The sequence below is a fragment of the Stenotrophomonas sp. YJH_SMC_40 genome (genome assembly GCF_059368615.1).
In genome coordinates, this window is the sequence record NZ_JCAFRX010000003.1 from 256,228 (window position 1) to 272,829 (window position 16,602).

A 16,602-nucleotide genomic window follows, 5' to 3' on the forward strand; every position below is an offset into this window, starting at 1 on the left:
CATGGCCAAGATCGTTGTGACCGGCGGCGCTGCGCTGCACGGTGAAGTGAGCATCTCCGGCGCCAAGAACGCCGTCCTCCCCATTCTCTGCGCGACCCTGCTGGCCGATGCGCCGGTGGAGATCACCAACGTGCCGCACCTGCACGACGTGGTCACCACGGTGAAGCTGCTCGGCGAGCTGGGCGCCAAGGTCACCATCGACCAGGGCACGCTGTCGCGCGGCAGCGCGATCGTGGTCGACCCGCGTCCGGTCAACCAGCACGTCGCACCGTATGAGCTGGTCAAGACCATGCGCGCCTCGATCCTGGTGCTGGGTCCGCTGCTGGCCCGCTTCGGCGCCGCCGAAGTGTCGCTGCCGGGCGGCTGCGCGATCGGCTCGCGACCGGTCGACCAGCACATCAAGGGCCTGCAGGCGCTGGGCGCCGAGATCGTGGTCGAGAACGGCTTCATCAAGGCCAGCGCCAAGCGCCTGAAGGGGGGCCACTTCACCTTCGACATGGTCAGCGTCACCGGCACCGAGAACGTGCTGATGGGCGCGGTGCTGGCTGAAGGGACCACCGTCCTCGACAACTGCGCGATGGAACCGGAAGTGACCGACCTGGCGCACTGCCTGATCGCGCTGGGCGCGAAGATCGAAGGCCTGGGCACCGCCCGCCTGGTGATCGAGGGCGTCGAGCGCCTGTCCGGTGGCCGCCACGAAGTGCTGCCCGACCGCATCGAGACCGGCACCTTCCTGGTGGCCGCGGCGATGACCGGTGGCAAGGTCACGGTCAACCGTGCGCGCCCGAACACCATGGACGCGGTGCTGTCCAAGCTGGTCGAGGCCGGTGCGAAGATCGAGACCACCGACGACAGCATCACCCTGGACATGCAGGGCAGGCGGCCGAAGGCGGTCAACCTGACCACCGCGCCGTACCCGGCATTCCCGACCGACATGCAGGCGCAGTTCATGGCGCTCAACTGCGTGGCCGATGGCGTGGGCGTGATCAACGAAACGATCTTCGAGAACCGTTTCATGCACGTCAACGAACTGCTGCGCCTGGGCGCGGACATCCAGGTCGAAGGCCACACCGCCATCGTGCGTGGCAGCGAGCACCTGAGCGGCGCACCGGTGATGGCGACCGACCTGCGTGCGTCGGCCTCGCTGATCCTGGCCGGCCTGATGGCCAGCGGCGATACCACCATCGACCGCATCTACCACCTTGATCGTGGCTACGAGAACATCGAAGAGAAGCTGTCTTCGCTCGGCGCCACCATCCGGCGCGTGCCATGATCCTGCGCGGCAAGTTCAGCCCGCGTCGCAAGGCGCTGCTGGCCCTGGTGCTGATCGTGCTGGCGTGGCTGGGCTATGCCTGGTACGCCAACATCGCCATCACCCAGGGCATCGAGCAGAAGGACATGGACTGGAACGGCGACGGCACGGTCACGCGTGACGAGATCATCGAGTCGTTCTATGCGGTCGCGGTGAACGACAGCCAGGACGGCAACCGTCATTGCCGCACCTTTGTCTGGCGCAGCACCGGCGAGCAGATCCGCGTGGACTGCCGCACCGAGTTCAAGCCGGCGGCGGCCGAGGAAAAGAAGTAAGAAAAACGCCCGCGAAAGCGGGCGTTTTCTTTTCGCGGGGCCCGGGGTCGGGTCCCTTTCCATCGGAAAGGGCTCCGACCCCAGCCACACAACCGGGGTCAGAGCCCATCCCCGAGGGGATGGGATCCGACCCCGGCACTCAGTTCATCGCCTTGATGGTCAGGTCCAGCGCATCGCGGCCGCTCTCACGCTGCAGCATGCGCGCCGGCACCGGGAAGTCCGGCACGATCCAGGCGATCAGCTCCTTGTTGCCATCGGCGCGCGAGACCTTGGTCGCCTCGTAACTCTTGCCGGCCACGGTGATCGATTCCTTGCCGATCACGCGGTAGGTCATGTTCTTGATCCGGCCTTCGTCCACCATGCGATAGGTCAGCGGCTTGCCGGCGGCCAGGTCACGGGCGATCGCCAGGTTGATCAGCAGCGCGTCCATGTCGCCTGCTTTCAGCGCGATGGGGCCCGCACGGTCCGGCTTGATGTCGCCGGTCCAGGTGGCCTGGTTGCTGGTCCAGTTGTAGTTGGCCTGCACGTTGCGCTTCTTCACCAGCAGTGCCGAACGGTCCTGGCTGCTGAGCGGGCGCAGCTGGCCACGCACTTCCTCGAACACCGTGCTCTGGCTGAGGTCGGCCAGCTGGTTCTTCACCTGCAGGCTGTAGCGCCATTTGTTGCTGCCTTCGCTGGCCAGGGTCATGGTGCCGTTGGCCTGCATGCCCATGTAGCTGGCCAGGTAATCCGCCTTGAACGGTTCCAGCGCCATGGCCGGCAGACTGGCCACGGTCAGGGCAGCGGCTGCGATCCAGGTGAGGGGGCGGGTCAGGGTATTCATGCTCAGACTCCTTGGTATTCGATCAGGCGCAGGTCGACGCGGTCTTCGCCGTCTTCGCGTTGCAGGATGCGCACCGGGGTGGGGACACCGTTGGCGATCCAGAGAATGGTTTCGTTTCTGCCACCGTTGGTCCGGTAGACCCGCAGCGCGTTGTAGGACAGGTCGCCGACCTCGACGTTCTCGGTCTGCGGCGCGGCCTGGTAGTCGTGTTCGCGGACCTTGCCCATGTCCACGTAGCGGTAATGCATGGTGGCGCCCGGACGCGCATCGCGCATGATCGCCAGGTTGATCAGCAGCGCGCTCTGGTCGCCGGCCCGCAGCGGGATCGGCTGCGCGCGCTCCTTCTTGACGTCGCCGGTCCATTGCGCGGTGCCGGCCTGCCAGTTGTAAGTGCCCACGGCCTTCTTGCCCAGGAACAGGCCCTTGCGCACCGTGCTCTGGCTGAGCGGTGCGTAGACGCCACTGCGCTCCTCGAACACCGTGCTCTGCTCGATGTTCAGACCGAGCACGCTGGCAAAGCCGCGGCGGCCGACCACCTGCATGTCCACGCGCCACTGGCTGCCGCCGGTGTGGGTGACCTGCATGCTGGCATCACCCGCTTCCTTGCCCTTGTAGAAGGCCTGGTAGGTGGCGGTGAACGGCTGCAGCGGCGGCGGCTCCCAGGCCAGTGCCGGCAACAGCGGCACACTGGGCTCGTTCGGTGGCAGCGCAGCGGGTGTGGGCGGCGGTGAAGCCGCAGGCGGCTGCGCCTGGCCCCAGCCCACAGCGGGAAGCACGGCAAGCGACAACAGCAGTGAAGTGGACAGCAGCGTCGTGGTCTTCATGGAGGACAGGAACCGCAGGAGGGGGCAGGATGCCAGCCCCGCAGTCAGCGGGGCGTGTGCAAGAGCGTTACCGGTTCAGGTTTCCGGCGGAATCTAGGGCCAAGGGGCTAAACAGGGGGTGACCGTCCAGCCAGGGCTGACCCTCCCGTTCAGCCAGGCGGCCCTCGCACAGCAGCTGCAGTGTGGCGATCAGCAGCGGATGCTCCACCGCAAGCACGCGTGCGGCCAGCGCCTGCGCGTCATCGCCGGGCCGCACCGGCACGCGGGCCTGCGCCAGCACCGCGCCGGCATCCAGTTCGGGGACCACCAGGTGCACGCTGGCGCCATGCTCGGCGTCACCGGCCTGCAGCGCCCGCGCGTGGGTGTCCAGGCCCTTGTGCAGCGGCAGCAGCGACGGGTGGATGTTGACCAGGCGGCCATCGAAACGCTGCACGAAGGCCGGACCAAGGATGCGCATGTAGCCGGCACAGACGATCCAGTCCGGCTGTACCGCGGCAAGCGCATCGCCGAGCGCCTGCTCGTAGCTGGCGCGGTCGCTGAATTCCTTCGGTGCATGCGCCCAGCGCAGGCCGGCATCGACACGCAGCAGGGCCTCTGCGGCGGGGCGGTCGGAGAACACGCCGACCACCTCGGCCGGCAGGCGGCCGCTGCCGATCGCGTCGAGGATGGCCTGCAGGTTGCTGCCGCGGCCCGAGGCGAGCACAGCGATGCGGGTTGGGGCGGTCATTGCAGGGAACTCCGGCGGATCAGAGGCCAGGTCAGCAGGCTGCCGACGGTCGCCATCAGCATGTCGGCATGCGCATCCCACATGTCACCCTGCTGGCCGTTGTAGGCTTCGGCGGCATCCGGCGACAGCGCCAGCGCGATGGCCCATTCGAACCATTCGTAGACCAGGCTGGCACACATCACCGTCATCACCGCCAGGGTGAAGGCCTGGCCCAGGCGCAGCGCCGGCCACGCATGACGGGCCAGCTGCAGCAGTGCGGGGGTGAAGCAGACGCCGAAGAGGAAGTGGATGAGGCGGTCGAAATGGTTGCGCTGCCAGCCGAAGGCCGCATTCGGCGACCAGCCGGTCAGCATCTGCGCCCAGGCGTCGTAGGGCACGTTGGAATACAGCCAGCGCGCCGCCACGCAGTGCAGGGCGATGAAGCCGCAGATGGCGATGAAGGCGCCATTGCCCAGCCAGCCGCCGCGGCGGTCGACCCACAGCAGGGCGGCCAGACCGACCACGGTCAGCGTGCTGTGCAGGGCCTGCTCGATGGGCCACAGCGGGTGGATCCAGCTGATCGCGAAGACCGCCAGTACGGCAGCGAAAGCCCACTTCTTCGGGACCGGGAAGCGGCGGGTGGTGGGCGAATCAGACGTCGGGAGGGCAGGCGCGGACATGGGAAATCGATCAGATGAGGACGGGGCGTCTGCCGGCAGGTTCAGGCACTGAGGTGATCACCGCGGTCGAACAGCGCAGCCATTTCCGGCTTGGACAGGAACACCCAGGCATAGGCGGCCAACGCCATGCCCAGTGGTCCAGCCAGCACGCCCAGCCACGCCGCGCGCTGGCACCAGGCCAGCCCGGTGCGATGTGACAGCTGGCGCGCGGTGTGCAGCTGCACGAACCCCAGCACGGCGGCCAGCACGGCGATGGACGCATAGACCGTGGTCAGCATCCAGGCATCCTCCAACCCGCGCGACTGGGCCACCCAGCCGCTGAGGCCGAGGAACGCCACTGCGGCGACCCAGTGGAAACCGGCCAGGGCGTAGAACAGCACTCTCAGTGTCTGCAGATGGCTGGTCAGCTGCAGCTGTGCCAGGGTCTGATGCGGCAGCGGCGGTGGATTGCCGGAGGCGGTCATGCGGTCGCGGCGGGAAGGTCGAAGGCGGCCTTGACCTGCGGGCGCAGCAGAGTGATCAGGCTGAACACCCCCAGCACCGTGCCGACCGGCGTGAACAGGCAGGCCAGGCCAGCCGCGATCAGGCACAGCAGATGGCGACGGCGGCGGGACAGGCAGCGGCCGGCATAGGCCACGAACGCGCCCAGCGTGATGCCACCGAACACGACGACGCAGCCGAGAACGGTGAACACCCAGCCCATCAGGCGCTGTTCCTCCAGCGAGGAGGGCTCGCCGCCGGACTTCATCGGCAGGCTGCCGGTCAACGCGGCGATGCCGATCACGATGTGCAGGATGAAGATCAGCGAGAACAGCACGATCAGGCCACCGACCACGTAGTGTGCGATGGCCAGCATGCGCAGGTGGTCGGCATCCTGCGCGCTGAACGGCGGTACCGTCGCCAGCGGCGGCGGCACGGGGGCGGGCGACAAAGGGGGCGTTGCGTCCATGCGGGGCTCCTGGGTTGCCGGCGTCAGCCGATGTGGACGCGTTCGGCGCCTTCGGCGGTGACCACCTGGCCGATGGTCCAGTGCTCCAGGCCCTGCGCCTTGACTGCATCGGAAACGGCAGCCACCTGGTCCGCTGCGACGATCAGCACGAAGCCGATGCCGCAGTTGAAGGTGCGCCACATCTCGCTGTCGGCCACCGCGCCTTCCTTCTGCAGCCACTGGAACACCGGCGGCAGGGCCCATGACGACGCCTGGATGTCCAGGCCGAGGCCGTCGGGCACTACGCGGATGATGTTCTCGGTCAGGCCGCCGCCGGTGATGTGGGCCATGCCATGGATGGCCTCGCCGTGCGACTTCAGCAGCGACAGGATCGGCTTCACATAGAGGCGGGTCGGTGCCATCAGCGCATCGACCAGCTTCACGCCGCCTTCCAGTTCCAGATCGGCCGGGCGACCGGCGCGGTCGTAGATGCGGCGCACCAGCGAGTAGCCGTTGGAGTGCGGGCCGGAGGAGGCGATGCCGATCAGCACGTCGCCGGCGGCCACGCTGGCGCCGTCCTTCAGCTCGCTCTTCTCCACTGCGGCGACCGTGAAGCCGGCCAGGTCGTATTCGCCGGGGGCGTACATGTCGGGCATTTCAGCGGTTTCGCCGCCGATCAGCGCACAGCCGGCCTCGGTGCAGCCGTTGGCGATGCCGCCCACGACCGCTGCGGCGGTGTCGATGTCCAGCTTGCCGGTGGCGAAGTAGTCCAGGAAGAACAGCGGTTCGGCGCCCTGCACCAGCACGTCGTTCACGCACATGGCGACCAGGTCGATGCCGATCGTATCGTGGCGGTTCAGCTGGTGGGCCAGCTTCAGCTTGGTGCCCACGCCGTCGGTACCCGACACCAGCACCGGCTCGCGGTACTTGTTGGACAGGTCGAACAGGGCACCGAAGCCACCCAGGCCGCCCATCACTTCCGGGCGGAAGCTGCGCTTGACCAGGGGCTTGATCCGCTCGACCAGCGCATTGCCGGCGTCGATGTCGACCCCCGCGTCACGGTAGGTGAGGGGGGAGGGGGCGGAAGACGGGGTGTTGGTCACGGGCGTCGGCGCTGGCAGGGGTTGAACGGGCGATTTTAACAGGCCGCATTGGCGCAAAGGCCGTATTCGGGCAACAATTCCCCCGGATACGTCGAGCCAATGGATGTCCTGATGCGCCGCAGCCTGATTCTGACCCTGCTCCTTGCGCTGAGCCTGCCGGTGGCCACGATGGCCCAGAGCGGCCTTCGCACCGAGGGTGATGTCGCCACCGCCAGTGGCGCGTACGAGGCCGAAGTGCCCGTCAACAGCCAAGCCGAGGCCGATCGCAACGGCGCCCTGGCCCGCGCCCTGAGCGTGGTACTGGGCAAGCTGTCCGGCGACCGCAGCGTGATGTCCCGCCCCGGCGTGGTGCAGGCGCTGCGCAACGCCAAGGACTACGTGGCCAGCTACGACTACAAGCAGGACCAGAGCGTGGGCGCCAGTGGCGCCCCCAGCTTCCGTACCCTGCTGGTGGCCCGCTTCCGCGAGGATGATGTCGACTCGCTGGTGTCGGCGCTGGGCCTGCCGCTGTGGCCGCAGCCGCGACCGAAGCCGGTGCTGTGGCTGGCCGTCGACGATGGCAGTGGCCCGCGCCTGGTCAGCGTGCAGCAGGCCAACGCCGCCCGGCCGTTGCTGAACCGCGCCATCGAGCGCGGCTACAAGCTGGGCCTGCCCAGTGGTGGCGCCGCCGAACAGGCGCTGGCGGGTGCGATCTGGCGCCAGGACAGTGCCGCCGTGGCCCGTGCCTCCTCGCGCTACTCGCCGCCGATGCAGCTGATCGGCAAGTTGTACCGCGCCAATGGCGGCTGGCAGGCGGCCTGGGTGTTCGTCGACAACGGCCGTGAACTGAACAAGTGGACCAGCAAGGACGCCAACGCCATGCGCGCGATGGCGGCCGGTGCCGACGGCGCCGCCGACGCGCTGGTCAAACGCTATGCCAAGGCCGGCGCCGCCGTCGGTCAGGCCGGGACCTACCGTGTGGTGGTCACCGGCATCAACAGCGCCGACGACTACCTGCGTCTGGCCGCTGGCCTGCGCGAGGTGCCGGTGGTGCGCAATGTCACCCCCCTGCATGCCTCGGCTGGCCAGCTGGAGCTGAACCTGGAGATGACCACCGGCCTGGCCGGCTTCAACCGCATGCTGGGCGACAACGGCGTGCTGGCGCCGAGCGCTCCGCTGCCGGCCCTGCCCGCTCCGATCGACGACACCACCGGTACTCCGGTGGCCGCCCCGGTCAGCAACGAGTACCGCCTGCGATGACTCTGACCCCGGAAGCGGAAATCGCGCAGTTCCTGCGCCGCCTGAAATACATCCTGTTCGCCGGCCTGATCGGCTGGGTGGTGTGGCTGCTGGCGCCGATCCTGACCCCGTTCGTGCTGGCGCTGGCGCTGGCCTGGCTGGGTGACCCTCTGGTGGACCGCATCGAGGCCACCGGCCGCTCGCGCATGACCGGCGTAGTGCTGGTGTTTGCGGCGATGGTGCTGGTGATCGTGGCGCTGCTGCTGGTGCTGGTACCGATGATCGAGCGCCAGATCACCACCCTGATCGCGGTTGCCCCGCAGGCACAGGCGTGGCTGATGGAGAAGGGGATTCCCTGGTTCGAGCAGAAGACCGGCCTGGAAGTGATGCAGTGGCTGGACCCGGACCGCCTGATCGAATGGGTGCGCAGCCACTGGCAGCAGGCCGGCGGCTTCGCCACCACGTTCATGGGCTACGTCTCGCGCTCCGGCTTCGCGATGGTGACCTGGGTGGTCAACATCCTGCTGCTGCCGATCCTGGCGTTCTACTTCCTGCGTGATTGGGACAAGCTGGTCGAGCGCGTGGCGTCGGTGATTCCGCGCAACCACATTGGCACCATCAGCGCGTTGGCGCGTGAGTCCAACGAGGTGCTGGGTGCGTTCATCCGCGGCCAGTTCCTGGTGATGCTGGCACTGGGCGTGATCTATGCCGGCGGCCTGTCGCTGGTCGGCCTCAAGCTGGGCCTGCTGATTGGCCTGATTGCCGGTCTGATCAGTTTCATCCCGTACCTGGGCGCGACCACCGGCGTGCTGATGGCGGTGATCGCCGCGCTGGTGCAGGCACAGGGCTTCGACCTGAAGCTGCTGATCCTGGTCGGCGTGGTGTTCACCGTGGGCCAGCTGCTGGAGAGCTACGTACTGACCCCGCGCATCGTCGGCGACAAGATCGGCCTGCACCCGGTGGCGGTGATCTTCGCGGTGATGGCCGGCGGCCAGCTGTTCGGCTTCCTCGGCATGCTGCTGGCGCTGCCGGTGGCGGCGGTGACCAACGTGCTGCTGCGCTACGCGCACCAGCGTTACCGCCAGAGCGAGCTGTACGTGGGCGAGAAGCCGGCAATCGTGCTTGACGGCGTGGTCGATGCGCCCCATATCATCGTTCCGAACGAAAAAGGCCCCGACCTGAAGTGATGGGTGTGCCGCAACTGCCGCTGGCCCTGCATTACCCGCGGGACCAGCGCCTGGAGACCTTCATCGGCGCGCCGGATGGTGCGCTGGCGCAGCTGCGCGCGATCGCGGTGGGTGCCAGCCACGATTGGGTCTACCTGGAAGGTGCGGCGGGCACGGGCAAGACCCACCAGGCGCTGGCGATGTGTTCCAGCGCCGAGCAGGCAGGGCGCCTGCCGACCTATGTGCCGCTGGCCAGTGCGGCCGGCCGCGTGCGTGCGGCGCTGGATGGGCTGGAAGCGCGCGAGCTGGTGGCGCTGGACGGCCTGGACGAGGTTGCCGGCAACCGCGACGACGAGATCGCGCTGTTCGATTTCCACAACCGCGCGCGCGCCGCGGGCGTGACCGTGCTGTACACGGCGCAGAAGGCGCCGGAAGCGCTGGGCCTGGTGCTGCCGGACCTGCGTTCACGGCTGGGCCAGTGCGTGCGCGTGCTGCTGCAGCCGCTGGATGAGGAGGGGCGGGCAGCGGTGCTGCGCGAACGCGCGCTGCGACGCGGCCTGGCGATCGACGAGGCATCCATCGAGTGGCTGCTGTCGCACACCGGGCGCGAGCTGGGTGGGTTGATCACGCTGCTGGACTGGCTGGACCGCGAGTCGCTGGCGGCGAAGCGGCGGATCACCGTGCCGTTCCTGCGCCAGGTGCTGGAAGAAGGCCGGCCCCGCTACTGAGGGTGGGTTTGTTTGCAGGGCTGCGCCCTGCACCCGCAGAAGCAACGTCAACGTCAAAAGCTGGCTATCCGTGGGGATGGCGGGGTGGATCCGGTTGCGGGGGACGCTGCAAGTACGTCCATGTAAGCTCGGTCGCCGCATCCATGCGGCTCACGCCCCCGCAACCGGATCCACCCCGCCTTCGACAGGTTCCCGCGATCTGCCGGGACTGCGTACTGCACTGCTGACTGCTGTTGGTGGGTGTCGACCTTGGTCGTCACCAGAGCAAGCGCAGCGAAGCGACCCGCTTTTGCTTTTCTTTTTTCTTTTCCGTGGCTGGACGCGCACGGAAACTGTCAGAGGCCGGTCGGGGTGGGCTGCGCAGGGGCGTGAGCCGCATGGATGCGGCGACCGAGCTTACATGGACGTACTTGCAGCGTCCCCTGCGCAGCCCACCCCGACCGGCCAAGCACGGCTTCTGCTTTCAATGAGTCCAGCCACGAGGGGCTCAGCCGTTCGCCGCCAACTCAGCATCCAGCGCGCGCAGCCGATCCACGGTGCCGACATCGGTCCAGCGCCCGCGATGGTGCTGCCCGGTCATCAACCCCTGCGCCATGAAATGCTTCTGCAGCGGCACCACCGAGAACTTCGGCGGCAGCCGCTCGCTGCCCGGCGCCTCGCCGATCACCGTGCGCCAGTCGGCCACGATCGAAGGACGGTACACGCCGATGCCGGCATAGGTCAGGCACGGTCCTTCGCGATCGTGGTGCAGCACCCCCTGCGTATCGAGGCGGTAGTCACCGTCCGCGTGCTGAACCGGATTGTCGACCAGCACCAGGTGCGCCTGGCCCTGCGGCTCGCGCGGCAGCGTGGCGAAATCGAAATCGGTCCAGATGTCGCCGTTCACCACCAGGAACGGGGCATCGCCCAGCACCGGCAGGGCGTTGAGGATGCCACCGCCGGTCTCCAGCGGGGTCGCTCCTTCGTACAGGAAATGCAGGTGCAGGCCCCATTGGCTGCCATCGCCCAGCGTCGCCGGGAACTGTTCGGCCAGCCATGCGGTGTTGACCACCACCTCGCGCACGCCGAGTGCGGCCAGGCGTTCCAGGTGCCAGACGATCAACGGCTTGCCAGCCACTTCCAGCAGCGGCTTGGGCGTGTGCAGGGTCAGCGGGCGCATGCGCTCGCCGAGGCCGGCGGCAAAGACCAGCGCCTTCATCGGGCCACGCGCATCGGTGCACCCAGCTCGGCCAGCGCCGGCTTGATGCGCTCGTCCAGCAGCTGCTGCAGCGGTGCCAGTTCCCGATAGCGCGGCAGCACTTCATCCAGATAGGTGATGAAGCGCGGTGCGTCGTCGAGGTAATGGCCCTTGTTGTCGCGGTAACGCAGCCGGCAGAACAGGCCCAGGATCTTCACGTGGCGCTGGATGCCCATCCAGTCGGCATCGCGCAGGAAGGTGGCGCGATCGGGCACCGGCAGGCCGGCGTCGCGGGCGCGCTCGTGATACTGCGCCAGCCATTCGTCCACGCGTTGCAGTGGCCAGCTCAGGAAGGCGTCCTTGAACAGGCTCACCGCATCGTAGGCGATCGGGCCGCGCACCAGGTCCTGGAAATCCAGCACTGCGGGGCCATTGTCGACCGGCATCAGGTTGCGCGGCATGTAGTCGCGATGGGTCATCAGCTGGGCTTGGCCCAGCGCGTTGTCCATCAGGCGGCGATGCACCAGCTGCAGGCCTTCGATCTCGCCGCAGTCCAGCTCCAGGTTCAGGTGGCGCTGCAGGAACCATTCGTCGAACAGGCCGGCATCGCGCTGCAGCAGCGCCTCGCCAAACTGGCCGAAGTCGGCCGGCACCGGGATCGCCTGCAGGCGCAGCAGCTGTTCGATCGAACGGCCGAACCATTCATCGGCATTGCGCTCGTCGAGGATCCTGGCCAGGGTCGGGCCGCCGAGATCTTCCAGCAGCAGGAAGCCGGCATCCAGATCCTGCGCCAGCAGCGCGGGCACGCGCAGGCCGTTGTCGTGCAGCAGGCCGCGCATGCGCAGCCACGGCCTCGGATCTTCCAGCCCCGGCGGGGCATCCATCACGATGTGGCTGCCGCGCGTGCTGGTGGTACGCCAGTAGCTGCGCATGCCGGCATCGACCGAGGCGCGTTCGACCACCGCGCTGGCATCATCGAGCTGGGTACGGGCCCACTGCAGGCGCTGCGCGCTGCGCTGGGGATCGGAGGCGGGTTCGGTCATGCAGGCATATCCGGGCGCGCCGGGCGCGCCAACGTCGGGAACAGGAAGGGAAGGAGGGACGGGGTCAGCGACGGCCGCTGAACAGGCGCAGCACGGCCAGCACGGCCACCGCACCCACTACCGCACCGAGGAAACCGGCCGGCTCACCGGGGGCGTACCAGCCCATGTACTGGCCGAACCAGCCGGCCACCAGGGCGCCAAGGATGCCCAGCACGATGGTCAGCAGGCAGCCCATGCGGTTGTTGCCGGGCATGAAGAAACGCCCGAGCAGGCCGACGAAGAAGCCGACCAGGATGATGTAGAGCCAGCTGCTGCTGCCGAACAGACCATTCATGCGCGCGATTTCCGCCAAGGGTGGACGCAGCCTAGCAAGGCCAGGCTGCGTCCGTCACGGGTGCCGGATCAGCAGCAGCCGTGGTCGCCGTGGCGGGTGCCGCTGTCGGCAGCCACCGGCGAACCGCTGGTCTCGCCGCGCAGGCTGGCGGCGTAGTGCTCGCTGATCACCTTGGACACGCAGGCGGTGACCTTCTTGCCCATCGGGATGTGCAGGAACTCGTTCGGGCCGTGCGCATTGGAGTGCGGGCCGAGCACACCGGTGATCATGAACTGCGCGCCCGGGAACTTCTCGCCCAGCATGCCCATGAACGGGATCGAGCCGCCTTCGCCCATGTACATCGCCGGCTTGCCGAAGAAGGCCTGGCTGGCGTCGTCGATGGCCTGGGTCAGCCACGGCGCCATGGCCGGGGCGTTCCAGCCGGTGGAGGCCTTTTCCAGGTCCAGGGTGACCTGCGCGCCGTTCGGCGGGTCGCGCAGCAGCGCTTCCTTCAGCAGCTCGCCGCAGGTCTTGCCATCGGCCGTCGGCGGCAGGCGCAGCGACAGCTTCACCGAGGTCTGCGGGCGCAGCACGTTGCCGGCCGATTCCAGCGGCGGCATGCCGCCGACGCCGGTGACCGACAGCGCCGGGCGCCAGGTGCGGTTGAGCACCAGCTCGGTCAGGTCCTCGTTCATCGGGCGCAGACCGTCGACCATCGGGAACTTCTCGAAGATCTCGGTATCCACCACTTCGGCGGCACGCTTGGCCTGTTCCAGGCGTTCGGCCGGGATCTCGACGTTCATGCCGTCGATCAGGATGCGGCCGGTCTCCTGATCCTCGATGCGCGAAAGGATCTGGCGCAGCAGGCGGAAGCTGGACGGGATCACGCCGGAGGCATCGCCGGAATGCACGCCTTCGTTGAGCACCTTCACGGTGAAATTGCCGCCGGTCAGGCCGCGCAGCGAGGTGGTGCACCACAACTGGTCGTAGTTGGCGCAGCCCGAATCCAGGCAGACCACCAGCGACGGCTTGCCGATGCGGTCGGCGAGGTGGTCGACGTAGGCTGGCAGGTCGTAGCTGCCCGACTCTTCACAGGCTTCGATCAGCACCACGCAGCGGGCGTGCGGCAGGCCCTGGGCCTGCAACGCCAGCACGGCGGCCAGCGAGCCGAAGATGGCGTAGCCGTCATCGGCGCCGCCGCGGCCATACAGCTTGTCGCCGCGCAGGACCGGGGTCCACGGGCCGAGGTCGTCGTCCCAGCCGGTCATTTCCGGCTGCTTGTCCAGGTGGCCGTAGAGCAGGATGGTGTCGTCGCCGGTCTCGGCGCCGGTGGCCGGAATTTCCAGGAAGATCAGCGGGGTACGGCCTTCCAGGCGCACCACTTCAACCTTCAGGCCGGGCAGCTGCTGGGCCCTGGCCCAGTTCTCCATCAGCGTGACCGCCTGTTCCATGTAGCCGTTCTGCACCCAATTGGCGTCGAACATCGGCGACTTGTTGGGAATGCGGATGTAGTCGACCAACTGCGGGACGATCTCGCTGTCCCACTTGTCATTGACGAATTGGCCGAGCTTGGCGCTGTCCATCTGAAACTCCGGTTGCATGGGCTGATCCGGCCATTCTACGCCTGTGCCACGGGTAGGGTTTTTCCTACATCACGTCGGGTATTTGGCTGGCTTACGGAAATCCGGGAAACCGATAGGCTGTGTGCATGTGGTGACGGACACTGTTCCTACCGACGGGATTGCCGGTCGGGGCGGCCAGAATCACAAGGAGATACACGTTGTGCCTTGGTTTGTCGTGTTGAGGGCACTGGTGCTGGTCATGGGGATCGCTGGGGCGCATGCCGCCGAACCGATCGACATCAACCGCGCCGATGCCCAGGCGCTGCAGCAGGGATTGACGATGGTCGGAGCCGCCAAGGCCGAGGCGATCGTCGAGCACCGGCGCAGACACGGCCCGTTTCATCGCGTCGAGGACCTGACGCAGGTGAAGGGGATAGGGAAAGCAATCGTCGAACGGAATCGACAGCGGATCACCGTAGGCAACAGGTTGTTGCCGGCGGATCCGGTACCCGGATCGGTACCGGTGCGAACCGTACCGAGGCGCTGACAGCAGGAATCGTCGGAACCGGCAGGAAGCTGGTTCAGCGGTCACGGACAGGACGGCCGTGACCACCGACCGCCGCAGGACGCGGCACCAATCACCAGGATGGTGGCATCACAGACCTGTGGAAGGGGCTGAGATACAAGCAGGACAGACGCGGCCGCGTGCAGGATGCAACGCTACCCCCACAGCGCAGGATGCGAGGGGGCGGCAGCAGGCCGACAAGGACGTAACGATTGCCCGGTACGACACATGGCTGTGTCGCCGGGCAGTTTCATTTCCGGCGCCTGGTTTTGCCGCGGCCACCACGGGCCGATGGTGTACGGTGGCCGCACCGCATGGAAAGGACCCCCGCTGGATGCTCCCGCTCCGCCCCACCACCCTGATGCTCGCCCTTGCACTGGCCCTGCCGCTGCTGGCCCATGCCGCTGCGCCGACAGCGGCTGCCAAGCCCACGGCTGCCGCAGCCAGCAGCGCTGAAGTGCGCGGGCCGACCGACCTCAAGCCGGGCGAATACCTCTGGCATCCGGAAATCTCGCCGACCGGCCCGATCGTGCTGGTGGTCAGCCTCGATGAGCAGCGCGCCTACGTCTACCGCAACGGCATTGCCATCGGCCTGACCACGATCAGCTCGGGCAAGGCCGGGCACGAGACGCCAACCGGCGTGTTCACCATCCTGCAGAAGGACAAGGACCACAGGTCCAACCTCTACAACAGCGCGCCGATGCCGTACATGCAGCGGCTGACCTGGGACGGCATCGCCCTGCATGGCGGCAGCCTGCCCGGGCATCCCGCCTCGCACGGCTGCGTGCGCCTGCCGCAGGCCTTCGCGCAGAAGCTGTTCAGCGAAACCCAGCGCGGCGATACCGTGGTCGTGGCCGATGCCAAGAGCTCACCGATGACCCTGGCCTATCCGTCGGTGCTGGCGCCGGTGAACGCGCGCGGCCAGGCCCTGCCGGAGGCCGAGGGCGGAGCCCCGGCACAGGCCTGGTGGGACGACAGCGCGGCGCCGGCCGGGCAGGTCGGCATCCTGGTCAGCCTGCACGACCAGCGCCTGTACGTGCTGCGCGATGGCGTGATGATCGGCGAGTCGCCGCTGAAGGCTGACGCCCTGCCGGCGTTCCAGGGCACCACGCTGTTCGTGATGGGGCAGGGTTACAGCGACACCCCCAGCCCGCTGGACGTGAACCAGCGCCTGCACCAGTGGACGGCCTACCCGTTGCTGGGCCAGGACCGTGCCCAGGCCACGCCGGACCTGCTGGCCACGCCCTCGCTGCCGATGGCGCTGCCGGCCGATTTCGCCCGCCAGCTGTACCAGGTGCTGGTGCCGGGCACGACCCTGCTGGTGACCTCGCTGCCGGCGGTCCGCCCAAGCCCGGCTGAATCCGGAATGCAGCCGGTCTTGGAATCCGAGCCGCCAGGGTCCACCCTCAAGGGCAACTGAGTGCCCTCGTTGTGCCCATGACTGCATCCCGCCTGTGCCGGCTGGCCGCGTTCGGCCTGCTGGCGACCTCGGCCAGCGCCCCGGCGCTGGCACAGACGCCCGCCCTTGCCACCAGCGCCGATGATCTGGCTGCCCTGCTGTCGCGCAGTGCGCCCAAGGCCGACCGCCACGTGTTGCAGCTGGCGGCGCACGCCATGCGCTGTGCGCTGCAGCGGCCGGAACTGGGCATCAACGGTGATCGCCTCAGCGTGATCGACTATTCGCGCCCGTCCACCGAGCCGCGCCTGTGGGTGTTCGACCTGGCCCACCAGCGCCTGCTGTTCGAGGAGTGGGTGGCGCATGGCCGCAACAGTGGCGAGAACCGCACCGAGCACTTCTCCAACCGCGATGGCAGTTTCATGTCCAGCCTCGGCGCGTTCACCGCGCAGGAGACCTACATGGGTGGCAATGGATATTCGCTGCGCCTGGCCGGGCTGGAACCGGGCTTCAATGACCGCGCGCGTGACCGAGCCATCGTCATCCATGGTGCGCCATACGTGAATCCGGCTGCCGCGCAGCTGCAGGGGCGGCTGGGCCGCAGCCTGGGTTGCCCGGCGGTGCGCCTGTCGGTGGCCAGGTCGCTGATCGATGCGTTGCGTGGCGGCACGATGGTGTTTGCTTACTACCCCGACCAGGATTGGCTGAAGCACTCGCAGCTGTTGGCCGGCGGGTGCGGTGGCCAGGGCACGCTCGCCACGCGGTGATGCACGATGGCGCGCG

At 67.9% G+C, this 16,602-nt stretch carries 19 protein-coding genes; 8 read left to right on the forward strand and 11 right to left on the reverse strand.

All coding sequences use genetic code 11. The annotated features are described in order from the left end of the window. Position 1: 1 nt before the first annotated feature. Together murA and AC5P6X_RS07070 are read left to right on the forward strand one after the other, a co-directional pair. Positions 2-1,273, forward strand: a complete 1,272-nt coding sequence (murA, locus tag AC5P6X_RS07065) for a UDP-N-acetylglucosamine 1-carboxyvinyltransferase (protein WP_005412503.1) — start codon at positions 2-4, stop codon at positions 1,271-1,273. Continuing rightward, positions 1,270-1,587, forward strand: a complete 318-nt coding sequence (locus AC5P6X_RS07070) for a hypothetical protein (protein ID WP_005408398.1) — start codon at positions 1,270-1,272, stop codon at positions 1,585-1,587. The genes murA and AC5P6X_RS07070 overlap by 4 nt, the downstream gene beginning before the upstream one ends. A 139-nt stretch (positions 1,588-1,726) precedes the next feature. Here the strand turns inward: AC5P6X_RS07070 and AC5P6X_RS07075 are convergent, their stop codons facing one another. From AC5P6X_RS07075 to purM, 7 genes are all read right to left on the reverse strand, one after another. Continuing rightward, entirely contained in the window at positions 1,727-2,410 is a 684-nt protein-coding gene (locus AC5P6X_RS07075; RefSeq protein WP_005408399.1) for a DUF3108 domain-containing protein, read from the reverse strand. A gap of 2 nt (positions 2,411-2,412) precedes the next feature. Continuing rightward, complete coding sequence (locus AC5P6X_RS07080; RefSeq protein WP_005412504.1) at positions 2,413-3,234, reverse strand: DUF3108 domain-containing protein; 822 nt, start codon at positions 3,232-3,234, stop codon at positions 2,413-2,415. A gap of 67 nt (positions 3,235-3,301) precedes the next feature. After that, a complete protein-coding gene (purN, locus tag AC5P6X_RS07085) occupies positions 3,302-3,961 on the reverse strand; it encodes a phosphoribosylglycinamide formyltransferase (RefSeq protein ID WP_005412505.1) in 660 nt (219 codons plus the stop codon). Next, positions 3,958-4,620 carry a DUF2238 domain-containing protein gene (locus AC5P6X_RS07090; protein WP_049397533.1) on the reverse strand — a complete coding sequence of 221 codons (663 nt, stop codon included), beginning with the start codon at positions 4,618-4,620 and terminating at the stop codon, positions 3,958-3,960. The genes purN and AC5P6X_RS07090 overlap by 4 nt, the downstream gene beginning before the upstream one ends. Positions 4,621-4,661: 41 nt before the next feature. Further along, positions 4,662-5,084 (reverse strand): hypothetical protein, encoded by a 423-nt coding sequence (locus AC5P6X_RS07095; RefSeq protein ID WP_005412507.1) that lies wholly within the window; start codon positions 5,082-5,084, stop codon positions 4,662-4,664. Then, positions 5,081-5,569: a hypothetical protein gene (locus AC5P6X_RS07100; RefSeq protein WP_005408404.1), complete on the reverse strand. Its 489-nt coding sequence runs from the start codon at positions 5,567-5,569 to the stop codon at positions 5,081-5,083. The genes AC5P6X_RS07095 and AC5P6X_RS07100 overlap by 4 nt, the downstream gene beginning before the upstream one ends. Positions 5,570-5,592: 23 nt before the next feature. Further along, on the reverse strand, positions 5,593-6,651 hold the full coding sequence (purM, locus tag AC5P6X_RS07105; RefSeq protein WP_043034199.1) for a phosphoribosylformylglycinamidine cyclo-ligase: 1,059 nt from the start codon (positions 6,649-6,651) through the stop codon (positions 5,593-5,595). Positions 6,652-6,750: 99 nt separating this feature from the next. Between purM and AC5P6X_RS07110 the strand changes: the two genes are divergently transcribed. Genes AC5P6X_RS07110 through hda form a run of 3 tightly spaced genes read left to right on the forward strand, consistent with a single transcriptional unit; the run spans position 6,751 to position 9,763 of the window. Beyond that, positions 6,751-7,890 (forward strand): DUF2066 domain-containing protein, encoded by a 1,140-nt coding sequence (locus tag AC5P6X_RS07110; RefSeq protein WP_495215380.1) that lies wholly within the window; start codon positions 6,751-6,753, stop codon positions 7,888-7,890. Further along, complete coding sequence (locus AC5P6X_RS07115) at positions 7,887-9,056, forward strand: AI-2E family transporter (RefSeq protein WP_005408407.1); 1,170 nt, start codon at positions 7,887-7,889, stop codon at positions 9,054-9,056. Before AC5P6X_RS07110 ends, AC5P6X_RS07115 begins: the two co-directional genes overlap by 4 nt. Further along, positions 9,056-9,763 carry a DnaA regulatory inactivator Hda gene (gene hda / locus AC5P6X_RS07120; RefSeq protein WP_005408408.1) on the forward strand — a complete coding sequence of 236 codons (708 nt, stop codon included), beginning with the start codon at positions 9,056-9,058 and terminating at the stop codon, positions 9,761-9,763. The genes AC5P6X_RS07115 and hda overlap by 1 nt, the downstream gene beginning before the upstream one ends. Positions 9,764-10,250: 487 nt before the next feature. On the opposite strand, the gene murU is transcribed toward hda, so the two are convergent. From murU to AC5P6X_RS07140, 4 genes are all read right to left on the reverse strand, one after another. Then, on the reverse strand, positions 10,251-10,961 hold the full coding sequence (gene murU / locus AC5P6X_RS07125) for an N-acetylmuramate alpha-1-phosphate uridylyltransferase MurU (RefSeq protein ID WP_005412511.1): 711 nt from the start codon (positions 10,959-10,961) through the stop codon (positions 10,251-10,253). Continuing rightward, positions 10,958-11,983, reverse strand: a complete 1,026-nt coding sequence (locus AC5P6X_RS07130; protein ID WP_049448592.1) for an aminoglycoside phosphotransferase family protein — start codon at positions 11,981-11,983, stop codon at positions 10,958-10,960. Before AC5P6X_RS07130 ends, murU begins: the two co-directional genes overlap by 4 nt. Before the next feature lie 64 nt (positions 11,984-12,047). After that, complete coding sequence (locus tag AC5P6X_RS07135; protein WP_005408411.1) at positions 12,048-12,317, reverse strand: GlsB/YeaQ/YmgE family stress response membrane protein; 270 nt, start codon at positions 12,315-12,317, stop codon at positions 12,048-12,050. 68 nt (positions 12,318-12,385) lie between these two features. Continuing rightward, complete coding sequence (locus AC5P6X_RS07140; RefSeq protein ID WP_005408412.1) at positions 12,386-13,879, reverse strand: M20 family metallopeptidase; 1,494 nt, start codon at positions 13,877-13,879, stop codon at positions 12,386-12,388. Between the two features lie 199 nt (positions 13,880-14,078). On the opposite strand from AC5P6X_RS07140, the gene AC5P6X_RS07145 reads away from it, so the two are divergent. The 3 genes from AC5P6X_RS07145 (at position 14,079) to AC5P6X_RS07155 (ending at position 16,586) form a co-directional block, all read left to right on the forward strand. Then, positions 14,079-14,405, forward strand: a complete 327-nt coding sequence (locus AC5P6X_RS07145; protein WP_024958219.1) for a ComEA family DNA-binding protein — start codon at positions 14,079-14,081, stop codon at positions 14,403-14,405. Positions 14,406-14,757: 352 nt separating this feature from the next. Next, the gene (locus AC5P6X_RS07150) at positions 14,758-15,843 is read left to right on the forward strand and encodes a L,D-transpeptidase (RefSeq protein WP_212560556.1); all 1,086 of its coding nucleotides are present in this window, start codon (positions 14,758-14,760) and stop codon (positions 15,841-15,843) included. A gap of 17 nt (positions 15,844-15,860) precedes the next feature. Then, entirely contained in the window at positions 15,861-16,586 is a 726-nt protein-coding gene (locus AC5P6X_RS07155; RefSeq protein ID WP_111109108.1) for a murein L,D-transpeptidase catalytic domain family protein, read from the forward strand. Positions 16,587-16,602: the final 16 nt, after the last annotated feature.